Raw genomic sequence first — 12,806 nt, 5'->3', positions numbered from 1 at the left:
AATGGCAAAAAAAATACTAGTTATTGAAGATGAAGCGGCAATTAGACGTGTACTTGTTAAAATTCTATCTGAAGAAAGTGATACATATCAAGTAGATGAATCTGAAGATGGTTTAGCTGGAGTAGACAAAATAAAAAAAGAAGATTTTGATTTAGTGCTTTGTGATATTAAAATGCCCAAAATGGATGGTGTAGAAGTATTAGAGGCTGTAAAGAAAATAAAACCAGAAACCCCTGTGGTTATGATTTCTGGGCATGGAGATCTAGATACTGCTGTAAATACCATGCGTTTAGGTGCTTTTGATTATATTTCTAAACCACCAGATTTAAACCGACTTTTAAACACGGTTAGAAATGCGTTAGACAGAAAAGAACTGGTAGTTGAGAATAAAATTCTTAAGAAGAAGGTTAGTAAAAAGTATGAGATGGTTGGTGAGAGTAAGGCCATTACTCAAATTAAAGATATTATTGAAAAGGTAGCGCCTACTGATGCACGGGTTTTAATTACTGGACCTAACGGAACAGGTAAAGAAATTGTAGCGCACTGGTTACATGAAAAAAGTGAGCGCTCTAAAGGGAATATGATAGAAGTAAACTGTGCTGCTATTCCGAGTGAATTAATAGAAAGTGAGCTATTTGGTCATGTTAAAGGGGCATTTACTAGTGCTAATAAAGATAGGGCTGGTAAGTTCGAAGCAGCTAATGGTGGTACTATTTTCTTGGATGAAATTGGAGATATGAGTTTATCTGCGCAGGCTAAAGTGTTAAGGGCTTTACAAGAAAATAGAATTCAACGTGTTGGTAGTGATAAGGATATTAAAGTTAATGTTCGTGTAATTGCGGCTACTAATAAGGATCTAAAAAAGGAAATTGCCGATGGTAAATTCCGTGAAGATTTGTATCATAGACTAGCGGTTATCCTAATTAAAGTACCTGCTCTAAACGACAGACGAGATGATATTCCTATATTAATTAACCATTTTACCAGTAAAATTGCAGGAGAACAAGGAACTGCACAGAAGAGTTTTTCAGATAAAGCGGTTAAGTTATTACAAGATTACGACTGGACAGGAAATATCAGAGAGCTACGAAATGTTATTGAACGCCTAATTATACTAGGGGGAGCTGAGGTTAGCGAAGAAGATGTCAAGTTGTTCGCGGCTAAGTAAATAATAGAGGTTTAGAATTTTTGTTTTCTTCAAAACCTCATATATTTATATATGCCAATAGAAATTCGTTTTGATGTTCCTGCCTTAATAATTCTTATAGGTATAGTTTTTGGGAGTTTATTGTCTTTTTTCTTTATAAAGAAGTCATTTAAATATAATAAACCTAACCTGTTTATGGGGTTTCTTCTGTTAACCTTTACTTTAAACATGGTTGAAGGATGGTTAAACTATACGGGGTTAATTTTTAGATGCCTTCATTTAACTAATTTCTCGGAACCTACTAATTTCCTAATTGGCCCTTTGTTATTTATCTTCGTTTCTAGGCAATTAAATGAAGCACCAAAAAAAAGAGAATGGCTGCATTACATACCTTTTGTATTTTGGATAGCTTACTGTATGTTCTTTTTTATGCAATCGGCAGATTTTAAATATAATTCAAATATTTATGCTTTGGGATTCGATTTAGAACCCTTACCGATAGATTATAGTAAAACAGATGACAACCCTCTTGGATTCAGGAGTTTTGTAAATGAGCTCACTATGCTTCATCTTATTATTTATACAGTAGCAATTTTTTACAAAATAAATTTAAAAGCCAATTCATTTAATGAGACACTCTTTAGCACTAAAAATAGTACCTTAAAATTAGTAAGGAATTCCAACTGTCATTTCGCAATCTTATTGGTGCTTTTTATTGTTATAAAGGCTACGTTTAAAGAAGATTTTGGGGACTATATTTTGTATATATATTTAACGTTCTTATTGCTGTTTAATATTATTCAGATTATGAACAGTGCTCAGTATTTTGAACAACGTTCTTCGTTTTTAGAGTTTCCTTCCTTAAAATATCAAAAGTCTACACTGACTCAAAAAAGTAAAGCCAGTATTGTAGAAAAGATAAAAGCTGTTATGCAAAATGATAAGTATTACAAAGGTAAAACCGTTTCGCTTTCAAATTTAGCCTTAACAATAAATGAAAGTACACATCATGTCTCTCAAGCTATCAACGAGAATTTAAATATGTCCTTTTTTGAGTTAATAGCCTACTATCGCATTGAAGAAGCAAAACTGCTTTTGGCTTCCGAAGAAGGAAAAAAACTGGTCATAGAAGAAATTGCAGAACGGGTAGGATATAACTCAAAATCCGCTTTTAATACTTCCTTTAAAAAACTTACTAATCAAACACCTTCGGAGTTTAGGAGTAATCATTAAAGTTCTCCCCGATAAACTCGAACATCGATTTTATAAGGAGATACGGCAAACAATCAATTGCCACTTAGGTTTGTATTGTCATTCAAAAAACAAACAATATGAAACCAACGAATTCATCCAAGACCAATCGTCAATATTACATAGACTGGCTAAGAATTATTCTAATTTTTAGTGTGTTTTTATATCATATAGGTATGTATTTTAACTCCTGGGGCTGGCATGTAAAAAGCAATGAAACTGTAACATGGTTAAACAAATTAATGTGGTTTTTGCATTTGTGGCGCATGCCACTATTATTTCTCGTTTCGGGAGTAGGTACCTATTATGCGCTCGGACATAGAACTGTAAAAACATATTTAAAAGAACGATTTACAAGATTATTATTACCGTTCGTAATAGGCGTTTTTACGCTGGTACCTGTTCAAGTTTATTTGGAAAAAATAGATTCCTATAGTTCTTTAGGACACTTTTATCTATCTATGTTCAATGGGGTTTACCCCGAAGGTAATTTTAGTTGGCACCACCTATGGTTTATACTTTACTTATTTTTAATTTCTTTACTAATATCCCCATTCTTAAACTATTTAAGGAGTAATGAATTCGTTGCAATAAAGAATAGATTTATAAAAGTTTTATCCAAACCTATGGGCTTAAATATTATTTTAATCTTTCTAGTGCTTTCAAGAGCAATATTGGGAGAGTACTTTCCAGAAGAGACACACGCTTTATATGATGATTGGGCTTATTTTGTTTATTACATTCTGTTTTTTTTAAGCGGATTTATGTTTTTCACAGATTCAACTATAATAAAAGCTCTTACGCAACAGAGGAGATTGTATCTAGCTGAAACTATTTTAGCAACTGTATTTTTATTTTCAATATCTACATGGTTTAGAGATGAGGCTTTGAAGGATTTCTTGTACGGTCTTACTGGAATTATAATAGGGTGGAGCTGCAGTATAACAGCAGTAGGGTACTCTAAACGATATCTAAATAGTGATAACACTTGGAGGTCCATTTTTAATGAAGGCATATATCCATTCTATTTATTACACCAACCTGTTATTTTGTTATTTGGATATTTAATAAAAACTGTAAATATGCCAGTGATTATTAAAATGATTGTATTGGTTGTACTAAGTTTTACTGCTATTACATTGCTCTACTGGTATATTATTAGACCAATTAATTTTATTAGAGTAGCTTTCGGAATGAAAAGGAAAACTAAAAAGAGATTAGAACATATTTTCACAACTTAAAAAAAAAGCAGTTTTTAAAAACTGCTTTTTTATTTCTATAAAGTAGTGATAATTACTAGTCACAATCAGAAAGCTCTGAGATGTAATTTGAAGCTAAGGACTTGAGTTTTTTGCTATAGCTTTGTTTTATTTCAGCAATACTCTTCTCCAATAGGGCTTCCGTACTCATTACATCTGGCTCTATTTTTGAGTCCGAGCAATTACATGCGTCTAAAGATTTATTATAAGTCTTAATATTATCAGAAACAACAATTTCAAACGATGAAATTAATTGTTTTTTTTGGGCAACTAATTGTTGTGTCTTTTGTTCTGCTAATTTTTTAGCAATAGCCGCTTCTTTTTGTTTTAAAGCTTTCTGTTGTTGCTCTAAACGTTCTCTTTCAACTTGCAAAGCATTTAGTTCATCATTGCCATCGTCATTAACAGCAACATCATTTTGGGCAACAAATTCGTTTAAGGCCGTAATACTGTTTTGGGCAATTTCCTTAGCTCTTTTTACATAAAAACGTCCGTCCTCAAAAGTATCTTGACTTTCTACTTTAGCTAAAAGTTCAGCGCCATCATAGGCTAAGTTGTACGCTTTATCACATCCACACTTCTCAAGGTTTATTTTTGCTTTCTTAAACGAATTTAAGGACTTTTTTGAATAATATTTTAAATGATCCAAGTTGTCCGAATCATAGGCGTCTTTAACATTAGAGTATGCATATATAAGATTGGAGTCTGCATCTACACAGGAATCTTGTGCAAAAATTTGTAAACATGAGACTGTAGCGAATAAAAAAATGTGGATTTTTTTCATCGTATTTGGGGTTTTTAATAAGTAGGTGCATCAAAATTACTAAAAACAGTTTTAATTGCTGTGTCGTTCATCGAAAACATGGTTTTAGTATATTTACTACAAAATAAAATGATTTACAGATGAATGATTATAAAGTTACATCTTCTATTGAGTTGAAAGACAGACCTACTAAGGTTGTTATTGATGATGCCGAAAAAGAATTAAAGAAGGTTAGAAAGAAGCTCGGGAAGTTGCAAGATACAATGTATGCCCATGGGAAATATTCGGTTTTGGTATGTTTACAAGGTATGGACACAGCAGGTAAAGATAGTCTGATAAGAGAAGTTTTTAAAGATTTTAATGTTAGAGGCGTAGAGGTACACAGTTTTAAAGTACCAACAGAATTAGAATTAAAACACGATTTTATTTGGAGACATTACATAGCTCTTCCAGAAAGAGGACGGTTTGGTGTGTTTAATAGAACACACTACGAAAATGTGCTAGTAACTAGAGTGCATCCTGAATATATCTTGGGAGAAAATATTCCAACAGTAAACACTATTGAAGACATAAATGATGGTTTTTGGGATATGCGCTTTGAGCAAATAAATAATTTTGAAAAGCATATAGCCGACAATGGAACCATAATTTTTAAATTCTTTCTAAACTTGTCTAAAGATGAACAAAAGTTCAGATTATTAAGACGACTAAACAAACAAGAAAAAAACTGGAAATTCTCTCCGGGAGATTTAAAAGAACGTAAACTTTGGGATAAATATCAAGACTGTTACGAAGATGCTATAAATAGAACCTCTAAAGCACATGCCCCTTGGTATACCATACCAGCAGATGATAAACCTTCAGCAAGGTATATTGTTGCTAAAACTATGTATGATGTTTTAAAAACCTATAGTGATATTGAAGAACCAGAATTAGACGATGATATTAAAGCTAATTTAGAAGCATATAAACAACAATTAGATAATGAATAAGAAGACTTTATTTTTAATTATAGGTGTATTTTTTACGTTTTTGAGTTTTGCACAAAATAAGGCCGATAGATTGCCTTTTTATGAAATTGAGGCGTACCCAGAAACGTATAGCTCTAATTTATTAGTAGCGAGGATGGTTGATGGGTTGGGCTTTAGGTATTATTGGGCTACAGAAGGTTTAAGGACTGTTGATTTAGCTTATAAACCAAGTGAGAGCGGAAGAACAATTCAAGAGACCTTAAAACACTTATACGGACTTTCAAAATTTATTAGAAATAGTGTTTTAGAGGATAATAAAGATGCAACAAAAGCTGATCTAGATTTTCCCGAATTGCGAAAACAAACCTTAATGAATTTAAAAATCGTATCCGATGCTTTAAAGACTTCTAAAGAAACATTTAAATTTGAAGAAACTGCAGTTCCATTTTGGAATATTATAAATGGACCAATTTCTGACGCACTTTGGCATTGTGGTCAGGTTGTTATGTTGCGCAGAGCTTCGGGGAATCCTTTTAATTCTAATGTGAGCGTTTTTAGGGGCAAATTAAAATCCTAACCTATGTCAATAACAAAAGAATCAGAACTTCAAGGGATGAAAAAAGTTAGCGAAGTGGTTGCTACAACACTTCGTTTAATGACAGAACATGCTAAGGTTGGGATGTCTACTAAGGAATTAGATGATTATGGTGGTGAAATTTTGAAGTCTTATGGTGCAAAATCAGCACCCTATGAAACTTATGGGTTTCCTGGGTATTCTTGTATAAGCGTGAATAAGGAAGCAGCTCACGGCATACCTTCTTCTAAAAGGATATTAAAAGATGGCGATTTAATAAATATTGATGTTTCGGCTGAATTAGATGGGTTTTGGTCAGATAATGGAGGCTCCTTTGTATTAGGTGAAGATATTCATAATCACCAACCTTTAGTATCTGCATCCAAAGAAATTTTGCGAAAGGCAATATACAGTATTAAAGGTGGTACTAAAATTTCTGATTTGGGACATTTAATTGAAACCGAGGCTAAAAAGTATGGGTATAAGGTTATAAAAAATCTTGCAGGTCATGGAGTTGGCAGAAGTCTACATGAAGCACCCGAAGACATTTTAAATTTTAGAGTAAAGCGTAATAAAGAAAGATTTAAAAGAAATACTACGGTTGCAATCGAAACATTCATATCAACAAAATCTACAATAGCCATGGGGTTGAGTGATGGATGGACTTTAGTTGGGAATAAAGGAGGTTACGTTACTCAGCATGAGCATACCATATTAATTACCGATACAACACCTATTGTTTTAACAGAATCAAACGGAATATGGTAATGCTATTCCAGAGTTTTTCTTTTTGAAAGAACTTTTATTATTAAATGAATTAAGGACAGAATTCCAATTACGATGAGAGTTATAACTAAATCGTTGCTTGGAATATTTGTTAGGAAATACACGATTAAACCAACTGATAAAATAGGGATTGTAAATCCTCCTGGTATTTTAAATCCACTAGAATCAAAGCTTTTAGATAAGCGAAGTTTAATAACCGCTAAAGCCACACCCAAATAAGCTAATAACATAGCACTACTAGCAATAACGGCTAACTTTTTGAAGTTGCCCGATGCGGCAATGGTAAATGCTATAATGGCGTAAATGATAATGGCATTGGCGGGTGTAGCAAAAGATCTATGAATCTTTGATAAAAAAGGTATTGGTAGTACTCTATCTCTAGATAAAGCGTATAAAATTCTTGGGTTATTAAGTATGGCACCGCTCATATAACCAAACATTGAAACCATAGCACCAACAAACAAAAGAGTAAATCCAATTGGTCCTAACGCTTCTTTTGCTGCTTCTGCCAATGGAGCTGCTTCAAATTTTGGAAGTGAATCTCCCAATATTCCTTGACAAACACTTTGTATTAGAATATATATGAGCACAACAAATAAAATACTTATTAATATTCCTTTTGGAATGGTTTTTCCTGGCTGTTTAACTTCACCCCCAACGACTAACCCCGTTTCTGCACCTTGAAACGCGAAGAATAAAATAAGTGATGTTTCTCCAATGGTTTTAAAATCTGGCATAGCTTCAATAACCAAGTTAGCAGATGATACACCTTTCCAACCCAATGTTACTAACACTAATAATGGAATTAATTTGGCAAGTGTATTGAATTTTACTAGTCCGATGCCTTGTTTCAATCCAAGCACATTTACAGATCCTAATCCGAAAAAGAGGAGAAATAGTGTGAGTAGTCTAACCCATTCTTCAGCAAAAATGGGATAAGAAGAGACTAACATGCTCACCAAAGCATTAGATACGGCGGCATCGGCAAACAAAGTGCCTCCTATTATAAAAATTCCTCCAAGAAAACCAGCATATTTTCCGAATGCCGTTTCTATATAAGTATAGGGACCTCCTGTAACCGTAACTTTACTTCCTACTTCTGCAAAACAGAGCATAATAAGAGCGATTAGGACACCGCAAAACAGAAAAGCAACGATACTGGAAGCGCCCATTTTACTGGCTATAACCGCTGGAAGCGCAAATATACCTGCTCCAATTATTACATTTATAATGTTAGCAGATAACCCAATAGTACCAATACTTCTTTTAAGGCCTTTGTCTTTTTTCATAAATTATACTATAAATAGCTCAACCACCATTTTTGCTTGTTTTTTGCTTTGTAAAGCATATATCTTTTACTAGGAAAATATAGTAGCACAATTACAACAATCCAAACTATGTAAACAACTAGCAAGGAATATCCGTAGTTAACTAGTTTACCATTCATAAAGACTTCTTTTGTTAAAATCATGTCCTGCCAATTACCACCAAAAATCATCATACCTAAGATGGCCAAAACGTGAATTAATAATACATGTAAGAAGTAATAAAATAGTGGTACGCGACCAAAGACCAGTAGGAAATTAGTTATTCTATTTTTTACACTTTCAATAGCATATAAAAATAGAATAGCTGGCCCCATAGTTATAAGTAAATAGGCTAAAGAAGGCGGGTATTTTGTTACTTTAAAAAATGACATTATGGTTTTGGCAGTAGTGTTTTGACTAGTCCAAGGGGCTAAATCTCCATAAACATTCAATCCGCGTAATATAAAGAACGCTACAATTGCCAATATTCCTATAATTATCAAGTATTTTTTTCTGAGGATAGGGTTAAAGTTCTTTTTGTACAATGTACCAAAACAATAGCCTAAGGTTATTAAACCAAACCATGGAATTATTGGGTAGGCAAAAGCAAAAAACCTATCACCAATTGGTAAAAATTGCTGTTGATGCAAAATATACCAAACAATAGATTTAAAACTACTGCCTTGCATGGTAATGCCATCTAAGGCATTATGGCCAATTACCAAAATTGCACCTATGGCTAATATATATTTAACAGGTAAGTATACCGTAACAGATAGTAAAATCATACACAAACCAATGGCCCAAATTACTTGTAGAATTATGAAACTATAGGAGACATCAAACTTCCACAGAAAATTATTTACAAAAACAGCTAAAAAAATAAGCCAAAAGCCCCGTGTTATTAAAAATTTAAACAATTGATTTTTTGTTGTCTTTTGTCCATATAAAAAAGCCGAAGTTCCTGCTAAAAATATAAAAACAGGGGCACAGTAATGGGTTATAAACCTAGTGAAAAACAGAAAGGGAGTTGTTGTTTCTAAATTTGTGGGATCGGAAAAAAAAGAGCCATAATGAAAATAATCTCTAACATGGTCTAATGCCATTATAACCATAACAAGACCTCTTAAAATGTCTATAGATTCAATTCTAGTTGATTTGATTTTTTCCATTCCCAGAGTTTTATGTGAATTGAAAGATACTATTTTTAAAAACAAAAATGCCCAACGAGATGTTGAGCATTTTAAAACTAAGATTTAATCTTGATTTATTTAACCAATTCTTTTTGCTTTTTTGGACTAAAATCTACTTCAATTTGATTTTTTGTTAAGTCTTCAAAAGTTTCTCTTTTTCTAATTAAATGCGCTTTGTTATTATACCATAATACTTCGGCAGGTCTAAACCTTGAGTTATAGTTACTTGCCATTGAAAAACAGTAGGCACCTGCATTTTTAAAGCAAAGAACATCACCCTCATTTATCTCATTAATCCGTCTGTTGCTTCCAAAGGTATCTGTTTCACATATGTAACCAACTACGGTATAAAAACGCTCTTTACCTTTTGGGTTAGAAATGTTAACTATATCGTGGTGAGATCCGTAAAACATGGGTCTAATTAAATGATTTAAACCAGAATCTACCTGAGCAAATACTGTAGATGTTGTTTGCTTAACAGCATTTACTTTTACTAAAAAATTACCCGCTTCACTCACTAAAAATTTACCAGGTTCAAAGGCAAGTGTTAGTTCTTTACCGTATTCTTTGCAGAATTCATTAAATCTAGCACCTAACTTTTTTCCTAATTCCTCAATATTAGTTTCAATATCACCTGCTTTGTAAGGCACTTTAAAACCAGATCCAAAATCAATGAAATCTAGGTCTTTAAACTGTCTTGCCGTTTCAAATAGTATTTCACTAGCGTATAAAAACACTTCAATATCTAAAATATCACTACCCGTATGCATGTGTATACCATTAATGGTCATATTGGTGTTTTCAACTATACGAAGTATATGTGGTATTTGGTGGATAGAAATTCCGAACTTAGAATCTATATGCCCAACAGAAATTTTACTATTTCCTCCGGCCATTACATGTGGATTAATTCTAATGCACACTGGTGTTTTTGGGTACTTTGTTCCAAACTGTTCTAATATTGATAGGTTATCAATATTAATTTTCACACCTAATTTAGCAGCTTCTTCAATTTCATCCAATGAAACACCATTAGGAGTATATATAATCTGTTCTGGTTTAAAACCAGCAGCTAAACCTAGTTGCACTTCCTGAATAGAGACAGTATCAATACCAGAGCCGAGGCTATTTAAAAGCTTTAGAATAGAAATATTAGACAAAGCTTTTACGGCATAACTTATCTTTAAGTTTTTTACCGCCTTAAATGCGCTGGTTAACCTTTTATACTGGCCTTCTATTTTTTCGGCATCATATACATAAACTGGGCTTCCAAAATCTTGTGCTACTTTAAGCAATTGATTTTCTGTCATAATTCTAAATTTTTGCCAAAGATATTTCATTCATTCAAATAAAAAATAAATAACTAAAAAATTATACAAATTAAACATTATGTTAATTATTTAACAATTAAAAAAACTTTATAAAAGTTGAAAGTTTTCATAATCAATTATTAGGGTAAGTAATTGCTATTATTTACATTTGCTTGACTTAAATATTGAGCAAATTATGAATCTACACGAATATCAAGGTAAAGAGATTTTAAGCAGTTTTGGTGTACGTATCCAACGTGGTATAGTTGCACAGAATGCTCAGGAAGCTGTAGCTGCTGCTAAACAATTAACTGAAGAAACTGGAACTGGTTGGCACGTAATTAAAGCCCAAGTTCATGCAGGTGGACGAGGAAAAGGTGGCGGTGTAAAACTTGCTAAAAATTTACAAGAAGTTGAAACGTTAGCAGGACAAATAATAGGAATGGATTTGGTTACTCCTCAAACATCAGCGGAGGGTAAAAGAGTACACCAAGTTTTAGTTGCCGAAGATGTTTATTATCCAGGAGATAGTGAGACCGAAGAATACTATATGTCTGTTTTATTAAATAGAGGTACAGGACGTAATATGATTATGTATTCTACTGAAGGTGGAATGGACATAGAAACTGTTGCAGAAGAAACACCACATCTTATCTTCACAGAAGAAGTTGATCCAGCAGTTGGATTACTACCTTTCCAAGCTAGAAAGATAGCATTTAATTTAGGATTGTCTGGTTCTGCATTTAAAGAGATGACAAAATTCGTAATGGCATTATATACTGCTTACGTAAAGTCTGATTCTTCGCTATTTGAAATAAATCCAGTTTTGAAGACTAGTGATGATAAAATCTTAGCTGTTGATGCTAAAGTTACAATTGATGACAATGCGCTTTATAGACATAAGGATTATGTTGATTTAAGAGACATTAGAGAAGAAAATCCTATTGAAGTTGAGGCCAAAGAAGTTGGATTAAACTACGTTGATTTAGATGGGAACGTTGGGTGTATGGTGAACGGTGCTGGTTTAGCAATGGGAACTATGGATTTAATTAAGCAAGCAGGTGGAGATCCAGCTAACTTCCTAGATGTTGGAGGTACTGCTGATGCCGCTAGAGTTGAAGCTGCTTTTAAAATTATTTTAAAGGATCCTGCAGTAAAAGCAATCTTAATTAACATTTTTGGTGGTATTGTACGTTGTGATCGTGTAGCTCAAGGTGTTATAGATGCTTACAAGAATATGGGTAATATTGAAGTACCTATCATTGTACGCCTACAAGGTACTAACGCCGATGTTGCTAAGGAGTTAATTGATAACTCTGGATTAGATGTACTAAGTGCAACTGAATTCCAAGAAGCTGCTGATAAAGTTCAAGAGGTATTAGCTTAATATCTCAACTATCATATAGAAAAAACGGAGTAACATTATGTTACTCCGTTTTTTGTTTTTCACAAGTGCATTTCATCGATTTTGGTTTAAAGCTATATTGATTCTGGCGTTTTTAACCAGTTTAAAAATGTTTAGCTTAAGATGAATATGTTTTTTAAAGCTTTTTAAAGCTTATTTCGGGTTTAACTTATTGATTTTCAACTGTTTGATTTTAATGTAATTGCTCCCCTAAGTTAATGAGCAAAATGATAAAATACTGCTTTGTTAGATAAATGGGAGATAAGTGTAGTTAAACCAATAAAAAACTACGACCAACAGTATTACGTTTTTCGATAAGAGGCAATATATCTACGATTAATAATTTATTCTTCTGCTTAATTTTAAAGTAAGTTAAATTAATCCCTAAATAATGGTTAATAGAGTAGAGAAATTGAGCCTTTTGTCAGAAATGATAGCTTTTGCATCATTCGAAAAGGATATTAAGGAAATTGAATATAATTTTTTGTTAGGAGTAGCTAAACAACTAGATATATCTCGTGAAGATTTTGAATATCTAATAGATCATCCTGTAAGTTATACGCATTTAAAATCGCATAGTGAACGTATAGTCCAGTTTCATAGATTAGTATTACTTATGAATATTGAGCAGGAAGAAGGCGAAGAAACAAGTAAAGGTATAACTAAGCTATATAACTTTGGTTTAAGAATGGGGCTTAGCCATGAATCCATTACCAAAGTATTATACTTAATGGAGAGTTTTCCAAATAAAATTGTACCACCAGATGTACTAATCGATATTTTTAAAACACAGTATAACTAATAATCTGCTAAGTATTATAAAGTATTGTGTTGACCTCT

At 32.8% G+C, this 12,806-nt stretch carries 12 protein-coding genes; 8 read left to right on the top strand and 4 right to left on the bottom strand.

Annotation, left to right across the window (positions count from 1 at the left end):
- Position 1: 1 nt before the first annotated feature.
- The 3 genes from FUA24_RS24240 to FUA24_RS24230 all read left to right on the top strand — a co-directional run bounded on the left by FUA24_RS24240 (position 2) and on the right by FUA24_RS24230 (position 3,639).
- On the top strand, positions 2–1,168 hold the full coding sequence (locus FUA24_RS24240) for a sigma-54-dependent transcriptional regulator (RefSeq protein WP_148545965.1): 1,167 nt from the start codon (positions 2–4) through the stop codon (positions 1,166–1,168).
- Positions 1,169–1,219: 51 nt separating this feature from the next.
- Complete coding sequence (locus FUA24_RS24235) at positions 1,220–2,380, top strand: helix-turn-helix domain-containing protein (RefSeq protein WP_148545963.1); 1,161 nt, start codon at positions 1,220–1,222, stop codon at positions 2,378–2,380.
- A gap of 98 nt (positions 2,381–2,478) precedes the next feature.
- Positions 2,479–3,639 (top strand): acyltransferase family protein, encoded by a 1,161-nt coding sequence (locus FUA24_RS24230; RefSeq protein WP_148545961.1) that lies wholly within the window; start codon positions 2,479–2,481, stop codon positions 3,637–3,639.
- A gap of 55 nt (positions 3,640–3,694) precedes the next feature.
- Here the strand turns inward: FUA24_RS24230 and FUA24_RS24225 are convergent, their stop codons facing one another.
- Positions 3,695–4,441 carry an AAA family ATPase gene (locus FUA24_RS24225; protein WP_148545959.1) on the bottom strand — a complete coding sequence of 249 codons (747 nt, stop codon included), beginning with the start codon at positions 4,439–4,441 and terminating at the stop codon, positions 3,695–3,697.
- A 119-nt stretch (positions 4,442–4,560) separates the two neighbouring features.
- On the opposite strand from FUA24_RS24225, the gene FUA24_RS24220 reads away from it, so the two are divergent.
- From FUA24_RS24220 to map, 3 genes are read left to right on the top strand one after another with little or no spacing between them, the layout of a single operon-like run.
- Positions 4,561–5,412: a PPK2 family polyphosphate kinase gene (locus FUA24_RS24220; RefSeq protein ID WP_148545957.1), complete on the top strand. Its 852-nt coding sequence runs from the start codon at positions 4,561–4,563 to the stop codon at positions 5,410–5,412.
- Positions 5,405–5,968 carry a hypothetical protein gene (locus tag FUA24_RS24215; RefSeq protein WP_148545955.1) on the top strand — a complete coding sequence of 188 codons (564 nt, stop codon included), beginning with the start codon at positions 5,405–5,407 and terminating at the stop codon, positions 5,966–5,968. Before FUA24_RS24220 ends, FUA24_RS24215 begins: the two co-directional genes overlap by 8 nt.
- 3 nt (positions 5,969–5,971) lie before the next feature.
- Positions 5,972–6,733, top strand: a complete 762-nt coding sequence (gene map, locus FUA24_RS24210) for a type I methionyl aminopeptidase (protein WP_148545953.1) — start codon at positions 5,972–5,974, stop codon at positions 6,731–6,733.
- Between the two features lie 2 nt (positions 6,734–6,735).
- Here map and FUA24_RS24205 read toward each other — a convergent pair whose 3' ends face one another.
- From FUA24_RS24205 to lysA, 3 genes are all read right to left on the bottom strand, one after another.
- Positions 6,736–8,040 (bottom strand): APC family permease, encoded by a 1,305-nt coding sequence (locus tag FUA24_RS24205; protein ID WP_148545951.1) that lies wholly within the window; start codon positions 8,038–8,040, stop codon positions 6,736–6,738.
- Positions 8,041–8,048: 8 nt separating this feature from the next.
- The gene (locus FUA24_RS24200) at positions 8,049–9,230 is read right to left on the bottom strand and encodes a DUF1624 domain-containing protein (protein WP_148545949.1); all 1,182 of its coding nucleotides are present in this window, start codon (positions 9,228–9,230) and stop codon (positions 8,049–8,051) included.
- A 95-nt stretch (positions 9,231–9,325) separates the two neighbouring features.
- A complete protein-coding gene (lysA, locus tag FUA24_RS24195) occupies positions 9,326–10,561 on the bottom strand; it encodes a diaminopimelate decarboxylase (RefSeq protein WP_148545947.1) in 1,236 nt (411 codons plus the stop codon).
- A 196-nt stretch (positions 10,562–10,757) separates the two neighbouring features.
- On the opposite strand from lysA, the gene sucC reads away from it, so the two are divergent.
- Complete coding sequence (gene sucC, locus FUA24_RS24190) at positions 10,758–11,948, top strand: ADP-forming succinate--CoA ligase subunit beta (protein ID WP_148545945.1); 1,191 nt, start codon at positions 10,758–10,760, stop codon at positions 11,946–11,948.
- 409 nt (positions 11,949–12,357) lie between these two features.
- Positions 12,358–12,768, top strand: coding sequence for a TerB family tellurite resistance protein (locus FUA24_RS24185; protein ID WP_148545943.1), 411 nt, complete (start codon positions 12,358–12,360; stop codon positions 12,766–12,768).
- Positions 12,769–12,806 lie beyond the last annotated feature (38 nt).

The organism is Seonamhaeicola marinus, from assembly GCF_008085455.1.
Note: the sequence above shows the minus strand (reverse complement) of the source record. Positions and strands in the feature narration are given on the sequence as shown.

What these genes read in the sequence shown, in the direction of transcription:
- FUA24_RS24240 (WP_148545965.1), top strand. Translation starts at nt 2, where the DNA reads ATGGCAAAAAAAATACTAGTTATTGAAGATGAAGCGGCAATTAGACGT.
- FUA24_RS24235 (WP_148545963.1), top strand. Translation starts at nt 1,220, where the DNA reads ATGCCAATAGAAATTCGTTTTGATGTTCCTGCCTTAATAATTCTTATA.
- FUA24_RS24230 (WP_148545961.1), top strand. Translation starts at nt 2,479, where the DNA reads ATGAAACCAACGAATTCATCCAAGACCAATCGTCAATATTACATAGAC.
- FUA24_RS24225 (WP_148545959.1), bottom strand. Translation starts at nt 4,441, where the DNA reads ATGAAAAAAATCCACATTTTTTTATTCGCTACAGTCTCATGTTTACAA.
- FUA24_RS24220 (WP_148545957.1), top strand. Translation starts at nt 4,561, where the DNA reads ATGAATGATTATAAAGTTACATCTTCTATTGAGTTGAAAGACAGACCT.
- FUA24_RS24215 (WP_148545955.1), top strand. Translation starts at nt 5,405, where the DNA reads ATGAATAAGAAGACTTTATTTTTAATTATAGGTGTATTTTTTACGTTT.
- map (WP_148545953.1), top strand. Translation starts at nt 5,972, where the DNA reads ATGTCAATAACAAAAGAATCAGAACTTCAAGGGATGAAAAAAGTTAGC.
- FUA24_RS24205 (WP_148545951.1), bottom strand. Translation starts at nt 8,040, where the DNA reads ATGAAAAAAGACAAAGGCCTTAAAAGAAGTATTGGTACTATTGGGTTA.
- FUA24_RS24200 (WP_148545949.1), bottom strand. Translation starts at nt 9,230, where the DNA reads ATGGAAAAAATCAAATCAACTAGAATTGAATCTATAGACATTTTAAGA.
- lysA (WP_148545947.1), bottom strand. Translation starts at nt 10,561, where the DNA reads ATGACAGAAAATCAATTGCTTAAAGTAGCACAAGATTTTGGAAGCCCA.
- sucC (WP_148545945.1), top strand. Translation starts at nt 10,758, where the DNA reads ATGAATCTACACGAATATCAAGGTAAAGAGATTTTAAGCAGTTTTGGT.
- FUA24_RS24185 (WP_148545943.1), top strand. Translation starts at nt 12,358, where the DNA reads ATGGTTAATAGAGTAGAGAAATTGAGCCTTTTGTCAGAAATGATAGCT.